The organism is Limosilactobacillus albertensis, from assembly GCF_014145555.1.
Taxonomy (GTDB): domain Bacteria; phylum Bacillota; class Bacilli; order Lactobacillales; family Lactobacillaceae; genus Limosilactobacillus; species Limosilactobacillus albertensis.
Genome location: NZ_JACIVD010000060.1, coordinates 36,509 through 58,407, shown reverse-complemented (window position 1 = coordinate 58,407; position 21,899 = coordinate 36,509). Strand labels below are relative to the sequence as shown.

Below are 21,899 nucleotides of genomic sequence, written 5' to 3'. Positions count from 1 at the left end.
TAAAAGAAAAAGACACCGACCAGCCCGTCGATGTCTTCAAAATACCCTCGAAAGGATATATAAAACATTGGAAACTAATTATAACATGAATCAACTTAGTTTGAACATACCTACTGCCTATGAACCTGAATTAAACCATCCTGCTCGTTATATTAACCAATTAGTTGAAGGCCTTGCGATCCGCAAGCCTAATATTATGGGGCGACCAAGGGAATACGATCCGAGAATGTTATTAAAATTGGTCCTTTTAGCCTACAGTTACGGTATTATTTCCTGTCGGAAAATTGAACGCTTTGCTCGTGAAAATATTGTCGCAATGTGGTTAACTCAAGAACAGCGACCAACTTACCGTACGATTGCTCGCTTTGTGATTTCTAAGGACTTAGAAGAAATGATCCAAAGCAGTTTTAAGGAGTTTCATGACTACTTGAAAGCTCAAGGAATGATTGATGAGGCTTCATTTATTGATGGCACTAAAATTCTGGCTAACGCAAATAAGTACTCCTTTGTTTGGAAGAAGCGTACGATCAAATATAGTGAATTAAACGTTGAAAAAGCCCGTAAACTGCTTCAAGAAATCAAGCAAGCTGAAGTTAAAATCGACGTTGACGAGAATAACTTTGACGTTGATCAGCTCGATACTATTATTGCGCTTCTTGAACAACGTATCGAAGAATTGAATCAACAGGTAAGCGAAACCGCTAAGGTTTCGCCTAATCCGGCCAAACAAGAACGACGCCACGCCAAAAAATATCGCCGCGCTTTAGAACACTGTCGCCAAAAAAATTTAGAATATCGTACTCAAATGCAGATCGCTGGTTCACGGAATAGCTACTCTAAAACAGATCACGCAGCTACTTTTATGCGCGTTAAAGAAGATCCAATGCGTAATGGACAAACTAAGCCGGCATATAATCTTCAAATTATGACTAATTCGCAATTTACGCTTGGTTATGACTTAATGCAAAACCCCACTGATACGAGAACACTAATTCCATTTCTTAAGCAGCTCGCCCAGAACGAAGTTTTGGGACGAGAAATTGTAGCCGATGCTGGTTATGGGTCTGAACGTAATTATAAATATCTTGAAGATGAGTTGCCTGATTGCACCGCCCTAATTCCTTATAGCACGATGATTAAAGAGAATAGTCGCAAATGGCGCTCTGATGATCGAAAGGTTATGAATTGGGAATACCATGAAGACGATGATTACTATGTCAATCCAGCTGGAGTCCGCTTTAATTTTAAACGATACGCTTACCGAAACGATAAATATAAGTTCCATCGCGACTTTAAGGTATATCAAGCCGAAAAGTACGATGAAAATCACCAAGTTATTCCTCAGGCATTAACGCCACGTGGAAATACTAAGTATATTATGGTTAATCCACAATGGGAGTATTTTAAAGCTAAAGCACGTAAGTCGCTTTCAAAGTCCACTACGTATTCTCGTCGCAAGTACGATGTAGAAACTGTTTTTGGAAATTTGAAAGCTTATTTGGGTTTCAAGAGGTTCACGGTGCGTGGTCTCAAGAAAGCCAAAAGTCAGATTGGAATTGCCCTAATGGCACTGAATATGAAAAAGATCGCCGGGAGGCTGTCCATATTTAGTATTAATTTTAAGAAAAGGAAGAACCGCTCAGAATTTCAAATGAAATTCCGAACGGTTCTCTTAATTTAAAGGACTTATGTCACAGCCCCTCTTATCATTTATGTCTTTGAAATTTTCGTTGAGCAGCTAGGGTGTTTCGTTCCCAAAAAACACCATCAGTATAACCTTGGATAGTTTGATTGTCTTTGACCTGATTAAGCCGGTACTGCCCCCATACGCAATATAACATACTTTGTTCAATCCCTAAATAATGACGATTAAGCTTAGCGGCGGTTACAAGACTTGAACCAGAACCAGCAAAGGGGTCAAAGATAAAGTCGTTTGGATTAGAACTAGCAAGGATGATCTTAGCAAGAAGTTTTTCAGGCTTTTGCGTTGGATGACCAGTATTTTCAGGCATTGACCAATAAGGAATTGAAATATCATCCCAGAAATTAGAAGGCATTGTATCGCGAAAATTGCCATTTTTAGTCGATTGCCAATCTTTAGCCATCCCATCCTGCCGATATGGTGCGACTACTTGGCGGCGCTGTTTAACTTGATTAACGTTAAAAGTGTAGTTATTAGCATCGGTAGTTAAGAACCAAATATCTTCCATTCCGTTTTTCCAGTTTTTTTGTGAACCGCGCCCTTTTTCGCGTTGCCAGGTAATGCGGTTTTGAATGGTGAAATTTTGCTCTAATACGGGTGCAAGGGCGATACTGGTTGCCCAATCAGAAAAAACATAGATACTAGCATTGGCTTTTAGTAATGGTTTTAAAAGATCAATCCACTTCTGGGTATATGCTTGATACTGGCTTGTAGACATTTTCTTAAAATTTAAACCATCATATTGCTTATTGAGGTTGTAGGGAGGGTCAACTAAGGCAAGGTCAACTTGCTGTAGTGCTAGATTATTCATCACTTTAAAGGAATCGCCATTAATAATTTTATCTTGGACTGCATGAAGGTCAGAATTATTAGGCTGTAGAATTTGGTTAAGTAATTCCGGTGAAGCTTCCTTGAGTGAAAAATCAATTGTTTTATTTCTTTTTGAGCGCATACTAACCACTCCCGTTCGACGTTTAATATTATTATACTTGTCATATTCGGGATTGTCTTGCCTTTTTAGGGGTGATTGGATTAAAATTATATATATTAAGTAACATGAGTTTTAGCGAGAGACGGTTGGTGTAAAGGTCTCCAAAGTGTGAAATGGTTACAACAAAATAGATAAAGAGCGGCAAATGTTATTTGCAATTTAGGTGGCACCGCGCGCAAAGCGTCCTATTTTAGTAATTAGTTACTAAGATAGGACGCCTTATTTTTAGGAGGAATTAAAATGGCAGAAGAAAAACATGTTATTCTAACTGGTGATCGTCCAACAGGTAAGCTTCATATTGGACACTATGTTGGTTCGCTAAAAAACCGGGTTGAATTACAAAATACGGGTAAATATAACACTTATATTATGATTGCTGACCAGCAGGCTTTGACTGATAATGCACGGGATCCGGAAAAAATTCGTCGGAGTTTGCATGAAGTTGCGCTTGATTATTTAGCTGTTGGGATTGATCCTCATAAGTCAACGATCCTAGTGCAATCACAAATTCCAGCATTAAGCGAATTAACAATGCATTACCTTAATCTAGTAACAGTGGCTCGTCTGCGGCGTAACCCTACTGTTAAAACTGAAATTAAGCAAAAGAAGTTTGGGGAAAGTGTTCCTGCTGGGTTCCTCATTTATCCAGTCAGTCAAGCAGCTGATGTTACAGCATTTAAGGCGGATACAGTTCCTGTTGGCGATGACCAGGAGCCAATGCTTGAACAAACTCGTGAAATTGTTCGGACATTTAATCGAATTTATCAGCAAGATATTTTAGTTGAGCCCGAAGGAGTATTTCCGCCAAAAGGACAGGGACGGATTCCCGGATTAGATGGTAATGCTAAGATGAGCAAGTCGCTTGGCAACGCAATTTATCTTTCTGATGATGCTGACACGGTCCAAAAGAAAGTAATGTCGATGTACACCGATCCGACCCACATTAAAGTTAGTGATCCGGGACACGTTGAGGGGAACACGGTATTTACTTATCTTGATATTTTTGACCCTGATAAAGAACAAGTAGCAAAATTAAAAGAACAATATCAAGCGGGCGGACTTGGTGATGTTAAGATTAAGCGGTACTTAAATGAAGTACTGGAAGCTGAATTGGCACCAATTCGCAAGCGGCGGGAAGAATATGCTGCTAATATTGATTATGTTGATCAGGTTCTCGAAGAAGGATCTGCCCGTGCTAATGAAGTTGCTAACCAAACGCTTAAAGAAGTTCGCGATGCAATTGGCATTAATTATTTTGGATAAAATCAAATTGTTAAACGAGGTTGTGGATTTTTTTCGTGGCCCCGTTTTTTTTCGTGTCTCACATAGCAGAACATGGTAACATAAAAGAGATGTATTTATCCGAAAAATAATTAATTAAAGCGGAGGTGAAAATGGTGGAAAACCTCGCGATTGTAGACCTCGGCTCAAACTCGGCCCGAATGGCAATTACAGAAATCACTCCTGATGGGCGGTTTCGTGAGATTCGACGAGTAAAAGAGAATACTCGTTTATCTGAGGGAATGGGACGAGAAAAAATGTTACAAGAAAACGCAATTGAGCGAACGATTGCGGCTCTAAAACGATTTAAGAAAATCTACCAAGAGATTCCCAATATTAATGTGCGAGCTATTACAACTGCGGCAGTACGGCAGGCACGTAACCGACAAGAATTTTTGAAGCGGGTTCAACGTGAAGTCGGAATTCATTTGCAAGTCTTATCAGGGAAAAAAGAAGCATATTATGACTATTTGGGTGTTATTAGGACATTGCGGCTTAACCACTGTTTAATTTTAGATGTTGGTGGAGCAAGTTGTGAGTTGGTATTAGTTCAACAACGTAAAGCGCGCAATTTAATCTCAATTCCAGTAGGTGCTGTTAATTTGTCCGAACAGTATCGGCTAAATGGTTATGTCCGTGCTGCTGACCTTTTCCGTGCACAGGTTGCGATGAATGAGCGATTAACTAAGATTCCGTGGTTAAGATATGCAACACGGGTACCGATTGTTTTATTAGGCGGGGCTAACCGGACTTTAGCACGGATGACCCAGTCCTATCACCATCGCCATCATCGAAATGGTTCTATCCATGGTTACCAGCTTTCGTCCCGTGTAGTATTTGCCACTTATCGTGAATTGTTAAATCGTAATCTTGCCCAGCGAAAACGTATGGCGGGCTTAGAACCTGAAAGAGCAGATATAATTATCGGTGGGATGCTTCCGCTTGTAACCTTACTCCAGCGAAATAGCGATGGACGAGTTATATTTTCTGAGAGCGGCGTCCGCGAGGGAATTATTACGGAGTATGTTAATCAAAGGAAGCGACACCATGAATAATTGGCAACATGGATTTTACAAGCTTACGGCAGATGAACGTCGGCAACGCTTGGCACAGGCACGTCAACTCTCACCAGTTGAGAAAGAAGTATTAGCAAATACAAGTTCTGACTTAGGGGATGAGCTAGTTGAAAACTATATTACGGATTATTCTTTGCCAGAGGGGGTAGCGTTAAATATAACGGTAAACGACCAGCAATATACCGTCCCGATGGTTATTGAAGAACCGTCCGTAATTGCTGCGGCAAGCAATGGTGCTCAACGTGTCAGCAAGTCAGGGGGCTTTATAGCTCCTAAGCAGGCACGGCGATTAGTTGGTCAAGTTGTTTTAGACGAGATTGATGATGTAATGGCTGCTAAAACATGGCTGCTTGCTCACCAAGATATAATTCTAAAAATTGCTAATGAAGCCCACCCATCGATGCAAGCACGTGGTGGCGGTGCTGAAACAATGACGGTCCGGACTCCCGGTAACTTCATTAGCGTTGACTTAGGAATTAATGTTTGTCAGGCAATGGGCGCTAATAGTGTTAATACAATGGCCGAAGCAGTCGGTAAGTGGTTAACAGCCCAAGGTTTTCATGTTATAACAGCGATCTTAAGCAATCTTGCGACACAAAGTCTTCAAACCGCTACTTGTAAGATTGATTTCAGATATTTATCAACGAAGCAAATAGATGGTAAAACAGTTGCTAGACGTATTGCTCGTTTAAGCGATCTTGCACAGGTTGACCCTTATCGTGCAGCAACTCATAATAAAGGCATTATGAATGGTATTGATGCGGTAATGATTGCAAGCGGTAATGATTGGCGGGCAATTGAAAGCGGCGTCCATGCCTATGCAGCTCGTGATGGTCAATATCGCGGATTAAGCACGTGGCAGGTTGAAGATGATTATTTAGTTGGAAAGATTACTTTGCCGTTACCAGTGGGAGTAGTTGGCGGTTCAATCGGCCTAAATAAAATGACCAAAATAAATTACCGTATTAGCCAAATTAAGAGTGCCGAAGAATTAGCTGCGGTAACTGCTAGTGTAGGTCTCGCTCAAAATTTGGCAGCTTTACGGGCACTAACTACTACTGGGATTCAAGATGGGCATATGAAGTTGCAATATCGGTCATTGGCAGTTAGCGTGGGAGCAACTCCAGCTGAGGTTCCCGTGGTCGTTGCAAAGTTAAAGCAACATTCTCATGTCGACCAGGCTCTTGCTAAACAAGTACTCGCAAAGATTAGAAAGGATCGAAGCAATGACTGAAGAGATAATTAAATTAAATAAGGAAAATCAAGCGCTCCTAGACCAAGTTAACAGCCTTTATCCTGAAGGCAGCGTTTTTGTTCAGTTCCATGGTGATAAGTCAGGTTATGTTCGTCATGATCAAGCTACCCAACAAACTATTCCGGGAGCATTAGTTATTATTGTGACTGACCTTACAGCACCAAACTACACGGCATCTCATGAACTGCTTCATTTATTGATGCTTTTGAAAGGATTTCCGCAAATTTTCTTCCAACTGTCATTGGGAGATAAAGAACTCGATGAACAAATGATGATTATGTCAACCGACTTATACAATGTGGCAATGCACCGGGTAGTTGTTGCGGAACAGCGTAAGCATGGCTTTATTAATGATCAGATTGAAGAAGAATATCTGAAAGGAATCGAGCATACGCTGACTCCAGAAAAGGAAGAGGACGATGAACGGACGTTACGGCTATTAACACTGTTAGACGCGCTTGTCTTCTATGGTGATAATTTATCAAAATACGAAAAAGTCTTAGAAGAAAAATATCCGCTTGCCCTTGCTGCTGCTAAAAAGATTTATGCGGAGATTACTAGCAAACCAATTAAGTCGCCTTTTGATATGCGCCGATCAATCATCAAAATCTATTCACTATTTGACCAACAAATGCAGGATTGGGGTCTGCCAGCCTTGCATAACAATGAATATACGACGCTGTCTCCTGTTCTGAGTGAACGGCAGCTTCGGTTGGAAATGCGGCAGGTCTTTGAAATCTATCATTCCGATATGAAAGAACGGGGAACTGATAAGCGGGCTTATGTTGGTCTCCGTCGTAGCGATGGTCAAAATTCATTTACTCTTCCGACACCTGCTAATAATGCACCGGAAGAATTTAAGAAAATATATGATCAACCTGTAAAGGAGTTTCTTGAACAAAATAGTGTTCCGTATATTGTAAGGAAGTGAGTTAGATGGATGCAGCAATTCAGAAAACATTTGATGATGCAAAAAAGATAGTTTTCTTAACAGGAGCAGGCGTTTCAACGGCATCTGGGATTCCTGATTTTCGTTCTGCGAATGGTCTATATACTCAGAATAGAAATGCTGAATATTATTTAAGTCATCGTTACTTTGTTAGTGATCCAGACGGCTTCTATGAATTTTGTAAAAAGAACTTATATTTTCCTGACGCAAAGCCAAATATAATTCATCAAAAGCAAGCGGCATTAACGCAGCAAGACCGCGCAGTTGTTATTACCCAAAATATTGATAATTTATATGAAGAAGCAGGGACTAAACACCTGATCGACTTTCATGGTAATTTATTCCATGTTTACTGCGAAAAATGTCATGAGACGGTTCCGATTAGTGATTATTTAAAGAGCCGGTTGCATCAAAAGGATAATGGCCCGTTACGTCCGGATGTTGTCTTATATGATGAAGGAATAAAACAAGAAAATATTATTAATTCCGTTAATGCAATGCAGCAGGCTGATCTAGTAGTAATTGTGGGAACTTCAATGAAAGTTTACCCATTTGCAGGGCTGCTTGATTACCGTAATTCGGATGCAAAGGTAATTGCGATTAACCAGCAATTGTTACAGTTCCCGTTTGAATTTCAGATGGTCCAAGCTGATGCAACTAAATTCTTTGAAGAATTAAAAGTATAAAAAGAGAAGCTGCTATTGTCTGTTGCGACAATTAACAGCTTCTTTTTGCTGAATTTATTCAAAGAAAACGACCTTCCCATCAACTTTGAATGGGAGTGCTACTAAACCTGCTTCCTTCTTTTTAGTAGCATCCTTTTCTTGATAAAAAATGTGACGAATACCTTTATTCTTTAGTAGCATTTTTGATCGCTCCTTTCATATTGTTCAACTGTAAGATAGCATGTTTTAGGTCCTTTTCCTAGGAAATTTAACAAGTATGAGAAACGCTTTCATTTTAAAAGCGGTAAATAATGCATAATCTGTTCGTACTTTAGAGCGGAAATGAATAAAAGTGATAAAACTAGGATTTCGGCCGCCCGAGAATGTATATAAATTTATTTTTGAATGTATAAGAATTTGCTAAGTAATTCAATGAATATTTCTTAGTTTTGAAAAGAGGAATAGCAATGAAAATAACGATGGGGATGACGACTTGGACTGAACACCCGGTGCTCATTCATAATGAACAGCGTCCTGTGCGACTTGATGAATATGCCCAATACTTTCCGGTTGTTGAAGTTGATACTTTTTTCTATGCATTGCCTCAAGTATCAACAATTCAAAATTGGCTGGCCACAGTTCCGCCGCATTTTCAATTCATAATTAAAGCTAACCAAAGGATGACACTACACCAGCGTAACCAAGAACGTGGCGAATTAGAACAGGTATTTCAACAATATCGGCGAACGATTGCGCCTTTAGTAGCGACTGGTCAGTTAAAGACAATTTTATTTCAATTTCCGCCGTACTTTGATGCAACTGTCCGTGACTTTTCATATTTGCGGTTAATTCGGGAATGGCTAGGGAACTTACCAATTGCGGTTGAATTCCGTAATCAGACCTGGTATAAAAAGGAAATTTTACCTTCTGTTTTGGACTTTTGTCAGGAGCTTAACTTTACCTTAGTAGCAGCAGACGAGCCGCATAATACGCCAACGTCCGTACCATTTGTCCTTGCAACAACAAATCCCGATTTAGCGATGTTACGGCTTCACGGTCGTAATCGTAAAGGCTGGGAAAATCAGGGGAAAGAGTGGCGAAAGACGCGCACCCTGTACCGGTATTCTTCAGAAGAACTCGGCTTTTTTGAGCAGCAAATTAAATCCTTACAGCCGCAACCCAAAGAACTTTGTATTATTTTTAATAATAACTCAGCTAAAGATGCTGCACCGAATGCCCTGAGCCTTCAAAAAATGATGAATGTTAAATTTGAAGGACTAGCGCCAAAATCACCAGAACAGCTTGATTTGTTTTAGGATGGAGCAAGTCCTAATAAAATGCTATACTAAATGTTAAATCTTAATTAGTAATATCTTAGAAAGAGGGGCCTCATATGGCTGAACAAAAACCAACTTATTACATTACAACACCAATTTACTATCCATCTGGTAAGCTGCATATTGGTAATTCATATACCACAATTGCGTGTGATGCAGAAGCACGTTTTAAGCGGTTGATGGGTTATGATGTTTTCTACTTAACAGGAACCGACGAACACGGGCTTAAAATTGAACAAAAAGCTGAAAAACTCGGTATGAAGCCACAAGAATATGTTGACCAAATGGCGGCACAAATTAAGGAATTGTGGAAAAAACTTGAAATTACCAATGACAAGTTTATTCGGACGACTGACGATTACCATGAAAAAGCAGTTCAAAAGATTTTTCAACAGTTACTTGACCAAGGGGATATTTACAAGGGCAAGTACACTGGTTGGTATTCGGTTGACGATGAAGAGTACTTTACGGAAAGCCAATTAGCTGAAGTTTATCGTGACGACAACGGTAATGTAATTGGTGGGAAAGCTCCGTCAGGTCATGAAGTTCAATTAGTAGAAGAAGAATCATACTTCTTTAAGATGAGCAAGTATGCTGATTGGCTCATGGACTATTACAAAGAACATCCAGACTTTATTGAACCACAGTCACGGATGAATGAGATGATTAATAACTTCCTCAAGCCGGGACTTGAAGATCTTGCCGTTACTCGGACTTCGTTTAATTGGGGAGTTAAGGTTCCAAGTGATCCGAAGCACGTGGTGTACGTATGGATTGATGCATTATCAAACTATATTACTGCGCTTGGATATGGAAGCGATGATGATCGCCTCTTTAAGAAATACTGGCCTGCTGATGTTCATATGGTTGGTAAGGAGATTGTCCGTTTCCACACAATTTACTGGCCAATTATGCTTCATGCGCTCGGCCTACCGTTGCCAAAGCATGTTATTGGACACGGTTGGTTAACGATGCGTGATGGTAAGATGTCCAAGTCAAAGGGGAATGTTATTTACCCTGAGACATTGGTTGATCGCTATGGACTTGATGCTACTCGTTACTACTTATTGCGGGCAATGCCATTTGGTAATGATGGAGTCTTCAGCCCAGAAGATTTTGTTGATAAGGTAAATTATGACCTTGCCAATGACCTTGGTAACCTGCTTAATCGGACTGTCGCAATGATTAATAAATATCAAGACGGTAAATTAGTTGGTAACAATGCGGCAACTACTGATTTCGATGCTGATCTAGAACAAACTGCTAGTGATGTAATTGTCGAATACAAGGAATTAATGGATAAGACGCGTTTTGCGGAAGCATTAGCTGCTATCTGGAAGTTAGTAAGCCGTGCTAATAAGTACATTGATGAAACTGAACCGTGGGTACTGGCAAAAGATGATAGCAAAAAGGAAACGTTATCTGATGTAATGACGCATCTTGCCAAGAGTTTGCGTGTAATTGCTGCTTTAATTCAGCCAATTATGCCTAATGCACCGCACCAAATTACTCAACAGCTCGGCATTGAAGGTACTGACTTGTCATTAGTTGACCTTCAATTTAACGATTTCCCAGCAGAAGCCCAGGTTGTAGCAAAAGGAACACCGATTTTCCCACGTTTAGATGTAAAATCAGAAGTTGAATTTATTAAGGGTAAAATGACTGCAAACGAAAAGAAGAAAGGAAGAAAAGCAATGGCTGAAGCAAAAGAAAAGGCACAAGAAACTGCTCAAGAAGAGAAGACGGATGGAAAAAAGCAGATTCGCATTGATGTCTTTGATAAGGTTGAATTGAAGGTTGCGCAGATTACTGCTGCCGGTCATGTGGAAGGTGCTGATAAGCTTCTTAAATTCCAAATGGATGATGGAACAGAAGAGGGCCGCCAAATTCTTTCTGGAATTGCTAAATGGTATCCAGATCCTTCCGTTTTAGTTGGCAAGAAGGTTTTGATCGTTGCTAACTTAAAGCCACGGAAGATGCGGGGAGAATTAAGTCAAGGAATGCTCCTATCTGCTGAAAAGGATGGCAACGTTCAAGTGGTAACTGTTCCAGACAACTTAGTACCGGGAATGGGCGTTGAATAGTGAAAAAACAACACCAACAACAGGTTTATGATTCGCACACTCATTTAAATGACGATGTATTTTACGATGATGTTCCTGCTTTTATTAATCGGGCAGCTCATTACGGGGTTACCGAGATGAATATTGTTGGTTCAAATAAAGTTTTGAATGCCCGCGCCCTTAAATTGGGACATCAGTACTCCCAGCTTCACCCCATCATTGGCTGGCACCCAGAAGATATTGCTAGCTGGAATGATGAAACGAAGAAAGAATTGCAGCAGCAGTTGTTAGACCCGCTGGTTGTCGGTATTGGCGAAATCGGCTTAGATTATTATAATGATGAGTATTCTCCGCATCAGCGCCAACAAGAAATTTTTGCTGAGCAGCTTGAGTGGGCATGGAAACTTAAATTACCGGTTTCTATTCATTGCCGCGATGCGTTAGCCGATACCTATGAAATTCTACGTAATGCTCATGTTGACAAATTTGGCGGTGTTATGCATAGCTTTAATGGGTCCGCCGAATGGGCAGAGAAGTTTATGAACCTTGGAATGATGATTTCTTTTAGCGGGGTAGTAAGTTTTAAAAATGCGACAGAAGTACACGAAGCTGCCTTGGCGGTTCCATTAGAGAAAATGATGGTTGAAACGGATGCTCCCTATTTAACCCCGCTTCCATACCGTGGTAAGCAAAATGAACCTGGATTTACTAAATTTACTGTGGATGCGATTGCGCAGTTAAAGCAGCTTGATGCGGGGAAGGTAGCATACAAAACCTTTGAAAATGCTCGACAGTTATTTTTAGAAAATGAAGAAAGAGGCCTATGATTAGAATAAAAGAAGTTATTGTTGTCGAAGGTAAGGATGATACTAAACAAATCTTAAAAGCGGTTGATGCTGACACTTATGAGACAAACGGTTCAGCGATATCAGCAGCTGATATTGAGAAATTAAAGAAATTGCAGGATAGTCGAGGCTTAATTGTTTTTACTGACCCAGACTTCAACGGAGAACGGATTAGGAAAATTATTAGTGAAGCTATTCCAGGAGTTAAACACGCTTTTATTAAGCGTAAAGATGGTGTTCCGACTGAAGCTCATGGCAGCTTAGGGGTCGAACACGCAACACCAGCAGTTATCAAGGCATCATTAGAACATCTTTATACGCAAACAACAAATCCACAACAGCTTTTTAATCATTTGGATCTTCAAGAGGCTGGTTTAACCGGGCAGCCTGATTCGCGAAAACGTCGAGAAAAATTGGGCCAGCTGTTAGGAATCGGTTATGGAAACGGAAAACAGCTAGTTCATCGGCTGAATATGTTTCAAATTGACCGCTCAGCATTTGAACAAGCAATCCAACAAATAGATCAGGAGGAAGATCATGAGTAATTCACCAGAAATTGGCAGTCGAACACGAACTCGGGCAATAATGGAAAAGTACGGGGTTCGTACAAAAAAAAGCTTCGGCCAGAATTTCCTTACTGATTTAAATGTTTTGAAAAATATTGTTGAGGCTGCTGATATTACTTCTAATGATAATGTAATTGAAATCGGACCTGGAATTGGGGCGTTGACAGAACAGTTAGCCCAGTCTGCCGGAGAGGTTTTGGCATTAGAAATTGACCAAGACTTAATCCCCGTCTTAAAAGAAGTGCTGTCACCGTATGATAATGTAAAGGTAATTAATCAGGATGTTTTACAGGCAAACCTTCCTGAATTAATTAAGCAGGAATTCAAAGACCCAACCCGTCCGATTAAAGTGGTGGCAAACCTTCCATACTATATTACGAGTCCAATTTTAATGAACTTGCTAGCTAGTCCGGTTAACTGGGCTACGATTTGTGTAATGATGCAAAAAGAGGTTGCTCAACGGCTGACAGCCAAACCTGGCACTAAGCAATATGGGGCATTGACGTTAGCGATTGAATACCAGATGCAGGCTAAAATTGCGTTTGATGTTTCAAGAAAAGTCTTTGTTCCGTCACCAAATGTTGACTCGGCGATTGTTGTTTTAACACCACGGACCGATCCGCTTCCTGTCCAGCCTTTTGATAAGCAAAAATTATTTGGCTTTATTCGGGGCTGTTTTGCTCACCGTCGTAAAAGTTTATGGAATAACCTTCAAAGTGTAATTGGCAAGGAGCCAGTAGTAAAAGAGAAGATGCTAGGCGTCTTGAATAATCTGGAAATATCTCCTCAGATTCGTCCAGAAAAACTAACACTAGAACAGTTCGTGTTTCTTGCTAACGCCCTTCACCAACAGGATTTATTATAGAAAAAAGGTGGTTGACCTAAATAAATCAATGTGGTATAATTTTGCTTTTTATTGCAAATAAGTGTATACTGTTCTACAGTGAGGTGAAGGAGTCGTGCCTGATAGCATTGTAGAAATTAAGAAAAAGCTAGATGAGCGGATTGGCGAACATGTTTTAGTTAAAGCACAAGCTGGACGTAAACGTATTACCACCCATCACGGTATTCTAAGTAAAACTTACCCGGCAGTATTTGTTGTTCATTTAAATGATGACCAAGGGATGCTGGATCGGGTTTCATATAGTTACACAGATTTATTAACAAGAAATATTTCTATTGCATTCGATGAAGAAGCAGAATAAATTAAGCTTTTAGCTAATATTAAAAGATTGTTGAAAAGGCGAGGACTTTTCAGCAATCTTTTTGCTTTTTATAAGGGAGAATCAGTAGTTGCATGGATTATAGTTCCGTTAGTATAATTTACTTAATTAATTATTTCGATAAGGAGGGTTGCCGGATGATAGTTACGGAGAAAGCACCTGCAAAATTAAATTTAAGTTTAGACACACCGATGCGGTATTTTGATGGCTCTCCACAGTGGGATATGGTAATGGTTTCGGCAGACCTGGCGGATTATATAACTGTTGAGACTCACCGGCGACCTGCAACAATCAAGGTCTATACCAATAGCGGATTTTTGCCTAATGACCAGCGTAATTTAGCATATCAGGCAGCCCATATTCTTCGTAGTCGGTTTCACCGCAAAGATGGGGTAACGATTAGGATAAAAAAGCAGATCCCGGTTGCGGCCGGACTTGGAGGAGGATCATCTGATGCGGCAGCGGTTTTAAGAGCGTTAAACAATATTTGGCGCCTGGGACTGAGCTTAGCTGAATTGGCCCAAATCGCGCTAACCATTGATTCTGATGTTCCTTACTGTGTATATAATAAGCTAGCACGTGTAACAGGCCACGGTGAACAGATTGAGCTGTTACCGCCGCAACCACATTATTGGGCCGTTATTGCCAAACAAAAGATCAGTGTCTCTACACCGCAGATTTTACGCCAAATTAACTATGAAAAACTAGCACATCTAAATAATGATGCGTTAATAAAAAACTTAAAAGAACAAAATTGGCTTGAGGCTACTAAGTATATGGGGAATGTCTTAGAGCCATTGACGATGAAGTATTATCCGGAAATCGGGCGTTTAAAAAATAAGATGAAAGATTTGGGAGCAGATGTTGCCCAAATGAGCGGGACAGGACCAACAGTTTTTGCAATATGCCACACGGAGTCACGGGCGAAACGGATTCAAAATGGCATTCGCGGTTTTTGCCGTGATGTTCATGTTGTAAACTTACTTTAATTATGAAATGAGGACAAGGTTAGGAAGTGACATTCTTTCACGCCTTGTCTTTTTTACAGTTGCAATCTTATATAAAATTCGATATTATATTCATTGTTATAAATAGTAATCATTACGATTAAAGAAAGGGAAAATAATGAAAAAATATATTTTGGGTGTTAGTAGTATTGTTATCCTGCTGTTAGTTGTTCTAGGATTAGCCCTTGTTCCGTGGAAAACAATGGGAAAGAATCAAAAACCGATCAGGGTAGTGACAGGATTAAACTTTTATGGTGAGGTGGCCCAACAAGTCGCCGGTGACAATGGTAAGGTTACTTCATTTATCGATAATGCCTCAGTCGATCCGCATGATTATCAGCCTAGCACGAAGCAAGCCCAACAAGTTGCAAAAGCTAATGTCGTAATCGAAAATGGTCTGGGCTATGATAGTTGGGTAAATAAATTAGTAAAATCTAGTGATAATCATAATAAAATTAAGGTTATTAATGTTGCATCCTTAAACGGAAAAAAAGATGGCGATAATGAACATATTTGGTATGAACCATCAACAGTTAAGAAACTAGCGAACGATCTTGCAACCCAGTATGGTAAGATTGATCCGAAACACGCAAACGAGTATCGTACTAATGCTAAGAAATATTTGGCCTCCCTGAAACCGCTTGATCAGGAAATTGCAAAAGTTAAGCGCCAGGTAAATCCCAATAATAACCAGGTAGCAGTCAGTGAGCCAGTCTTTGATTATGCTCTTGAAAATGCTGGGTATCAGATTATGGACAAACATTTTGAAAAGGCGGTTGAAGATGGTAATGATCCTTCACCAAAGGACATTGATGAGATTCAACAAGCAATCATTAACCATCGGATTGCTTTCTTTGTTGATAATTCCCAGACAAGTGATAAGGTAGTTGATAATTTGGTTAAATTGGCGCATGAACATAACGTCCCAGTGTTAAAGGTCACGGAAACAAAACCAAATGGGGAAAACTACATGCAATGGATGCTAAAGCAGTATCGTGCATTAGCTGATATTCAGCAGAAGGAGAATTAAAAAGAATGGCAGTTGTATCAGTTGACGATTTAACAGTTGCATATGGTAGCCATACTGTGATTGATCACTTAAGTTTCACAATTAATGAGGGCGATTTTTTAGTCGTTGTTGGTGAAAATGGTGTTGGGAAAACAACGCTTGTCCGTTCAATGCTCGGCTTCTTAAAACCGAAAAGCGGGATGATTAACATTCCAGAAAGTACCAAGATCGGGTACGTTCCGCAATTTCGTAATATTGATGAGGAATACCCGCTCTCAATTCGTGATTTTATTGCATTAAATACTAAGCCACGACTTTTGCCATGGTTGACTAAAAAGGAACGTGATCGCGTTGAACGGATGGTCCGGGAAAATAACCTGGTAACGATTGCTGAACGTCCATTAGGTTTGGCGTCAGGAGGAGAAAAGCAGCGAGCTTATCTTGCACAAGCATTGTTACCTAATCCTAACTTATTAATTCTTGATGAATCGACCGCTAGTTTGGATAATGAAATGAAGTATGAATTATTAGACCTAGTGACTCGTTTCCAGCAAAACGGCTTAAGTGTAATGTTTATTACGCATGATTGGGACTTAGCAGAACAATACGGGACACGTTTTTTGTATATGACACCGGGTTCTTATTCAACTGGTCCAATCAATGAACTACCTAGCCCAGTAAAAGGGGGCATTAAATAATGTTAACATTAAGCTTTATGCGGCATGCTTTTGTCGCTAGTACTTTTATTGCTGTCATTAGTGGAATCATTGGTGTTTTTGTCGTTGCACGTAATCTATCATTTTTAACTCACACACTATCAGAAATCGGTTTTGCAGGGGGCGCGTTTGCTGTTTTTGCTGGTTGGTCGGCATTAAATGGAATGATCCTCTTCACGATGCTTAGCTCAGTCATTGTAGGTCAAATGAGCATTAAAGAATCACGCCGAGAAGCAGTAATTAGTGCCGTTTCTGCTCTTTTTATCGGAATGGGGATACTGTTCCTATCTTTAAGCAGTCAGTCGGCAAGTTCGGCAACAAGTATTTTGTTTGGTAGTGTTGTAGGCATTAGCCTTAATGAAGTATGGCAATTAGTTTACCTGTCAATCCTTGTTTTAATAGTATTGCTGTTAATGTATCGTCGGCTAAAGTTTGATTCGTTTGATGTGATTGGCGCACGAGTTAGCGGAATAAATGGGACGGTTATTTCAGTAATTTTCCTATTGCTTTTGGCACTAAGCGTTAGTGTTGCCGCGCAAATTGTTGGGTCTCTTTTAATATTTATTTTACTGACCTTACCAGCAGCGAGTGCAAAATATTTCACTCATGGTGTGGCTAAAATGATTGTTTTGGCGATTCTTTTTGCCTTGCTGGGCACTTGGCTTGGCTTATTCTTAGGATACTTAACAGATTGGCCGGTGAGCTTCTTTATTGCAGTGATTGAAGTTATTATTTATGTGACAGCGATAACTTATGGCAAATTTGTTGAAGCTAACTAGTAGATAGGCTGTGCTAAGACAATGAATTGTTAAATTAAAAACGATCTGTGATTAGCTTGTCTTTGGCTGATTACAGATTTTTTACTTTAAACTTAAATTTAATGCCTGAAAGCCGAACATTTTATGGTAAAATCGATGATAATTAATCCTTTTTGAAAGGCAGAGAAAAAAGATGAAAATTAGACGTAGCAATCGACTGGTTGATATGACGCGCTATCTCCTTGATCATCCACGATCATTGGTATCATTGAAGTTTTTTGGCGAACGTTATGACTCAGCTAAGTCATCAATCAGTGAAGATTTGGGAATTGTTAAGCATACCTTCCAAACATGGGGACAGGGACGCTTAGAGACAATTCCGGGAGCAAGCGGCGGTGCAATCTTAACCCCATTTTATTCAGAGGAAAATGCTAGTGTGGCAATCGATAGCCTTGTAGAAAGGGTTAATGATGATTCGCGGCTGCTTCCTGGTGGGTATGTCTACTTATCTGATTTAATTGGCCAACCAGAAGTGTTACGCCAGATTGGTAAATTAATCGCTACTCAATACGTTGATACTGATATTGATGTTATTATGACCGTTGAGACTAAAGGTATTCCAATTGCCCAGAGTGTTGCAATGTATATGAACAAGCCGTTTGTAATTGTCCGCAACAGTTCACATATCACTGAAGGACCGACAGTGAGCGTCAATTACGTTTCAGGATCTGTACAACGGATAAAGAAAATGGAATTATCACGGCGGACGCTATCAGCTGGGGCCAATGTCTTAGTTGTCGATGATTTCATGAAGGGCGGCGGTACGATTAACGGGATGAAGTCCTTAATCAAGGAGTTTGATGCTAATCTTGTTGGTATTACTGTCTTTGCAGAAGGGCGGCCGGTTAATGGTCAACGCCTTGTTGATGACTGTACATCATTAATCAAAGTAGAAACTAAAGACGGAGCTGATAAAAAAATTACAGCTCAGGCGGGAAGCTTCATGGAAAATGTATTTGGTAAGAAAGCGGAGAATTAAAAAATGACAAAAAGAAATGCAATTATTTTAGCTGCTGGTAAAGGGACACGGATGCGGTCAAAGCTCTACAAAGTTTTACATCAAGTATGCGGGAAAACAATGGTTGAACATGTTTTAACCCAATTGGAAAAGGCTAAAATCGATAACATTATTACGATTGTTGGTTATGGAGCCGAGACAGTTGAACAACAGTTAGGACACCGTACAAAATATGCCCTCCAAGAACAACAATTAGGAACTGGTCATGCAGTTATGCAGACTAAGGATTTGCTTGCTGATAAAGACGGCGAAACGATCATTGTTAGCGGAGATACCCCATTGTTTACGGCAGAAACATTTGAGAAGTTATTTGAATACCATGAACAACGTCATGCTGCTGTTACAATCTTGACTTCCGTTGCTCCTGATCCAACAGGCTATGGCCGCATTGTTCGGAATGATGTTGGAATTGTTGAACGGATTGTTGAACAAAAGGACGCAACAGTTCAAGAACAAGCAATTAAGGAAATTAACACTGGTGTTTATTGCTTTGACAATAAGAAACTATTTGCAGCCCTTAGCAAGATAAACAATGATAATGCGCAAGGCGAGTATTACCTGACCGATGTCATTGGCATTTTGAAACAAGAAAATGAGATTGTAACAGCATACAAAATGGCGGACTTTGACGAATCAATGGGTGTTAATGACCGGGTTGCCCTTGCCCGTGCTAATAAGGTGATGCGTAAACGGATTAATACTCACTGGATGCGTGAAGGGGTTTCAATGATTGATCCTGAAACAACTTATATTGATGCAGACGTTAAAATTGGCCGTGATACTGTTATCGAAGGCGGAGTTGTCATTAAGGGTCATACTGAAATTGGCGATGATTGCTATATTGGTGCCGGATCACGAATTATTGATTCTAAGATTCATGATGGGGTTAAGATTATTTCATCAACTCTTCAAGAAGCAGAAATGCATAATGGAAGTGATATTGGCCCTAATAGCCACTTGCGTCCTAAAGCAGAAATCGGTGAAAATGTTCATATCGGTAACTTCTGTGAGATTAAGAAGGCTTATATCGGTGAAGGTACTAAAGTTGGTCATTTAACTTATATCGGGGATGCAACGCTTGGTAAGAACATCAATGTTGGCTGCGGGGTTGTTTTTGTTAATTATGACGGAACAAACAAGCATCATACCAATGTCGGCGACCATGCTTTCATTGGCAGCAATAGTAATTTAGTTGCCCCCGTAAATATTGCTAAGGATTCATTCGTTGCTGCCGGATCAACAATTACGGATAGTACAGAACAGTACGACATGGCAATTGCCCGGGCACGGCAGGTTAATAAAGAAAATTATGCTAAGAAGCTACCGTGGTAACTTGCTTTTTGCCCCACTAATTTATATTATGTAAGTGGTAGGTAGTATAACTTTTATTAATCCAGCGGAGGACCTAATGACACAGCAATATTTTGATCAAAATTTAAAAATCTTTGCGTTAAATTCAAACCGTCCCTTAGCAGAAAAGATTGCTAAGCATGTCGGCGTGGATTTAGGAAAATTATCTGTTAGTCGTTTTAGTGATGGTGAAATTCAAATTAACATTGAAGAAAGTGTACGAGGAGATAATGTTTATGTTATCCAATCAACCTCTGCACCGGTTAATGATAACTTGATGGAATTGTTAATTATGGTTGATGCGCTTCGTCGTGCTAGTGCAAAAACGATTAACGTGGTTATGCCATACTATGGCTACGCTCGTCAAGACCGGAAAGCGCGGAGTCGTGAACCAATCACTGCTAAATTAGTTGCCAACATGTTGCAAAATTCTGGAGTTGACCGGATTATTGCACTTGACCTTCATGCGGCACAAATCCAAGGGTTCTTTGATATTCCTGTTGACCACTTAATGGGCGCACCGTTATTAGCCGAATACTTTATTAATCAGGGAGTTGCTGAAAATGCGGTTGTTATTTCACCAGACCATGGTGGAGTGACACGGGCACGGGCACTTGCTGAATTTTTGAAGTCACCAATCGCAATCATTGATAAGCGCCGTCCGCGTGCTAATGTTGCTCAAATCATGAACATTATTGGTAATGTTAAGGGCAAAAAATGTATCATGATTGATGATATGATTGATACGGCAGGTACGATTAGTCTTGGTTCCAAAGCGCTAATGGATGCCGGTGCTGAAGAAGTGTACGCATCATGTACTCACGCTGTTTTATCTGGTCCAGCAATCGAACGGTTAAAGGAATCACCGCTTAAAGAAGTTGTGGTTACCGACTCAATTCAATTACCAAAAGAAAAACAAATTGATAAGATCAAGCAGGTATCAGTGGCTCCGTTAATTGGAGATGCTATTAAGCGGATCAACGAAAATCGTCCGGTTAGTCCGCTCTTTAAGCAAGTATTTCAAAGTGCACAGTTAGAGAAGAATTAATAGTTTTTAAAAAGAAACATTCAAGCAGGCTTCAGTGTTCGGTAAGGTCGAGCTCTGAAGCCTCATTTGCATATTGTTGCATTATTAAAAGAAACTAAAGATTATTGAAAGCTAAACAGCAAATTGTAATTCATGTTATAATACGATGTGAAATAAGGAGGAGAAAAATGACAACAATTAAGTTTTTCAAAAAAGCAATGGTTGGAACAGCTGCAGTGGCTACTATCTTTGCCTTAGCTGGTTGTGGTAAGCAATCTGCTTCAAGTAGCGATACAAGCTCTTCCAGCGCATCGTCTGTCCGTTCTTCCGAAAGTAAAGCTTCAAAGGCTTATCGTACAGCTAATAAGCTTATCCAGAACCATGATTATGAAGGGGCATATGAACAGTTAAATAAGCTAAATGATCATAATGCACAAACGGAAGCACTTGCTGATGACTTACAAAGCTACATGGATGCTCAAAAAGCATATGAAAATGGTGATTATGACAGCGCCAAGAGTAATTTGAAGTCGCAAAAGTCAACCAGTACTGCAATGCGCAATGCTTATGCCGACTTACAAGATAAGGTAAGCTCTGCACAAGGTTCAAACAGTGCTAAGTCCCAATCTGCAACGACAGCTTCTGCTAAGTCAAATAGCAATGCTAATAGTTCAACAACTAAGAGTAACGGTCAACAATCTGCAGTGGCTAACCAAGCAGCGGCAGACGCTACAAGTTCTGACGTTGTTCAGCAGTTTGCTAACAAGATGGGCTTTAGCGGTTCGCAAGGTTACCAAATCATGCCTACTGGTAAGACTGGTAATGTTTACAAGTTTGAAGTTCGGCAAAATAATAGTGATAACACCGTTGCTAACTTAATTGGTATCTACCAATACAATAGCCAAACTGGTGCAGTTACTAAGATTGCATAAATCAAAATATAGGATATGAGAAATAAGAGATGTGGTTCAGTATGAGCCGATCTCTTGTTTTTTGGTTAT

General features: G+C 40.0%; 21 protein-coding genes and 1 pseudogene. 20 read left to right on the top strand and 2 right to left on the bottom strand.

Going from position 1 to position 21,899, the window contains the following annotated elements; all coding sequences use genetic code 11:
* The first annotated feature begins 67 nt into the window (after nucleotides 1-67).
* Nucleotides 68-1,722: pseudogene (locus H5S41_RS04730) on the top strand (IS1182 family transposase).
* Here the strand turns inward: H5S41_RS04730 and H5S41_RS04725 are convergent.
* Nucleotides 1,707-2,654: a DNA-methyltransferase gene (locus H5S41_RS04725; RefSeq protein WP_182602516.1), complete on the bottom strand. Its 948-nt coding sequence runs from the start codon at nucleotides 2,652-2,654 to the stop codon at nucleotides 1,707-1,709. The pseudogene H5S41_RS04730 and the gene H5S41_RS04725 sit on opposite strands and share 16 nt — an antisense overlap.
* A gap of 279 nt (nucleotides 2,655-2,933) precedes the next feature.
* Between H5S41_RS04725 and trpS the strand changes: the two genes are divergently transcribed.
* The 5 genes from trpS to H5S41_RS04700 all read left to right on the top strand — a co-directional run bounded on the left by trpS (nucleotide 2,934) and on the right by H5S41_RS04700 (nucleotide 7,940).
* The gene (trpS, locus tag H5S41_RS04720) at nucleotides 2,934-3,956 is read left to right on the top strand and encodes a tryptophan--tRNA ligase (protein ID WP_182602515.1); all 1,023 of its coding nucleotides are present in this window, start codon (nucleotides 2,934-2,936) and stop codon (nucleotides 3,954-3,956) included.
* Between the two features lie 131 nt (nucleotides 3,957-4,087).
* Nucleotides 4,088-5,029 (top strand): Ppx/GppA family phosphatase, encoded by a 942-nt coding sequence (locus H5S41_RS04715; protein ID WP_182602514.1) that lies wholly within the window; start codon nucleotides 4,088-4,090, stop codon nucleotides 5,027-5,029.
* Nucleotides 5,022-6,284, top strand: a complete 1,263-nt coding sequence (locus tag H5S41_RS04710) for a hydroxymethylglutaryl-CoA reductase, degradative (protein WP_182602513.1) — start codon at nucleotides 5,022-5,024, stop codon at nucleotides 6,282-6,284. Before H5S41_RS04715 ends, H5S41_RS04710 begins: the two co-directional genes overlap by 8 nt.
* Complete coding sequence (locus H5S41_RS04705; protein ID WP_182602512.1) at nucleotides 6,277-7,236, top strand: HELLH-NELLK family protein; 960 nt, start codon at nucleotides 6,277-6,279, stop codon at nucleotides 7,234-7,236. The genes H5S41_RS04710 and H5S41_RS04705 overlap by 8 nt, the downstream gene beginning before the upstream one ends.
* Nucleotides 7,237-7,241: 5 nt before the next feature.
* Nucleotides 7,242-7,940, top strand: a complete 699-nt coding sequence (locus H5S41_RS04700; RefSeq protein WP_182602511.1) for an NAD-dependent protein deacylase — start codon at nucleotides 7,242-7,244, stop codon at nucleotides 7,938-7,940.
* A 54-nt stretch (nucleotides 7,941-7,994) separates the two neighbouring features.
* Here H5S41_RS04700 and H5S41_RS11935 read toward each other — a convergent pair whose 3' ends face one another.
* A complete protein-coding gene (locus H5S41_RS11935) occupies nucleotides 7,995-8,120 on the bottom strand; it encodes a hypothetical protein (protein ID WP_259395076.1) in 126 nt (41 codons plus the stop codon).
* 266 nt (nucleotides 8,121-8,386) lie between these two features.
* On the opposite strand from H5S41_RS11935, the gene H5S41_RS04695 reads away from it, so the two are divergent.
* The 14 genes from H5S41_RS04695 (at nucleotide 8,387) to H5S41_RS04630 (ending at nucleotide 21,830) form a co-directional block, all read left to right on the top strand.
* A complete protein-coding gene (locus H5S41_RS04695) occupies nucleotides 8,387-9,235 on the top strand; it encodes a DUF72 domain-containing protein (RefSeq protein ID WP_182602510.1) in 849 nt (282 codons plus the stop codon).
* Nucleotides 9,236-9,312: 77 nt separating this feature from the next.
* Nucleotides 9,313-11,340, top strand: a complete 2,028-nt coding sequence (metG, locus tag H5S41_RS04690) for a methionine--tRNA ligase (protein WP_182602509.1) — start codon at nucleotides 9,313-9,315, stop codon at nucleotides 11,338-11,340.
* Nucleotides 11,337-12,146 (top strand): TatD family hydrolase, encoded by an 810-nt coding sequence (locus H5S41_RS04685; protein WP_182602518.1) that lies wholly within the window; start codon nucleotides 11,337-11,339, stop codon nucleotides 12,144-12,146. The genes metG and H5S41_RS04685 overlap by 4 nt, the downstream gene beginning before the upstream one ends.
* Entirely contained in the window at nucleotides 12,143-12,709 is a 567-nt protein-coding gene (rnmV, locus tag H5S41_RS04680; protein ID WP_182602508.1) for a ribonuclease M5, read from the top strand. Before H5S41_RS04685 ends, rnmV begins: the two co-directional genes overlap by 4 nt.
* Nucleotides 12,702-13,595: a 16S rRNA (adenine(1518)-N(6)/adenine(1519)-N(6))-dimethyltransferase RsmA gene (gene rsmA / locus H5S41_RS04675; RefSeq protein WP_182602507.1), complete on the top strand. Its 894-nt coding sequence runs from the start codon at nucleotides 12,702-12,704 to the stop codon at nucleotides 13,593-13,595. The genes rnmV and rsmA overlap by 8 nt, the downstream gene beginning before the upstream one ends.
* A gap of 94 nt (nucleotides 13,596-13,689) precedes the next feature.
* Nucleotides 13,690-13,935, top strand: coding sequence for a Veg family protein (locus H5S41_RS04670; RefSeq protein WP_182598852.1), 246 nt, complete (start codon nucleotides 13,690-13,692; stop codon nucleotides 13,933-13,935).
* Nucleotides 13,936-14,090: 155 nt separating this feature from the next.
* On the top strand, nucleotides 14,091-14,942 hold the full coding sequence (gene ispE, locus H5S41_RS04665; RefSeq protein WP_153710496.1) for a 4-(cytidine 5'-diphospho)-2-C-methyl-D-erythritol kinase: 852 nt from the start codon (nucleotides 14,091-14,093) through the stop codon (nucleotides 14,940-14,942).
* A 136-nt stretch (nucleotides 14,943-15,078) separates the two neighbouring features.
* Entirely contained in the window at nucleotides 15,079-15,990 is a 912-nt protein-coding gene (locus tag H5S41_RS04660) for a metal ABC transporter solute-binding protein, Zn/Mn family (RefSeq protein WP_182602506.1), read from the top strand.
* A gap of 5 nt (nucleotides 15,991-15,995) precedes the next feature.
* Nucleotides 15,996-16,667, top strand: coding sequence for an ATP-binding cassette domain-containing protein (locus tag H5S41_RS04655; protein WP_182602505.1), 672 nt, complete (start codon nucleotides 15,996-15,998; stop codon nucleotides 16,665-16,667).
* Nucleotides 16,667-17,464 (top strand): metal ABC transporter permease, encoded by a 798-nt coding sequence (locus tag H5S41_RS04650; RefSeq protein ID WP_182598856.1) that lies wholly within the window; start codon nucleotides 16,667-16,669, stop codon nucleotides 17,462-17,464. Before H5S41_RS04655 ends, H5S41_RS04650 begins: the two co-directional genes overlap by 1 nt.
* A 172-nt stretch (nucleotides 17,465-17,636) precedes the next feature.
* The gene (purR, locus tag H5S41_RS04645; RefSeq protein WP_182602504.1) at nucleotides 17,637-18,482 is read left to right on the top strand and encodes a pur operon repressor; all 846 of its coding nucleotides are present in this window, start codon (nucleotides 17,637-17,639) and stop codon (nucleotides 18,480-18,482) included.
* Between the two features lie 3 nt (nucleotides 18,483-18,485).
* A complete protein-coding gene (glmU, locus tag H5S41_RS04640) occupies nucleotides 18,486-19,853 on the top strand; it encodes a bifunctional UDP-N-acetylglucosamine diphosphorylase/glucosamine-1-phosphate N-acetyltransferase GlmU (protein WP_182602503.1) in 1,368 nt (455 codons plus the stop codon).
* A 76-nt stretch (nucleotides 19,854-19,929) separates the two neighbouring features.
* Nucleotides 19,930-20,919: a ribose-phosphate diphosphokinase gene (locus H5S41_RS04635; protein ID WP_153710502.1), complete on the top strand. Its 990-nt coding sequence runs from the start codon at nucleotides 19,930-19,932 to the stop codon at nucleotides 20,917-20,919.
* Nucleotides 20,920-21,086: 167 nt separating this feature from the next.
* Nucleotides 21,087-21,830, top strand: coding sequence for an outer membrane protein assembly factor BamD (locus H5S41_RS04630; RefSeq protein WP_182602502.1), 744 nt, complete (start codon nucleotides 21,087-21,089; stop codon nucleotides 21,828-21,830).
* Nucleotides 21,831-21,899: the final 69 nt, after the last annotated feature.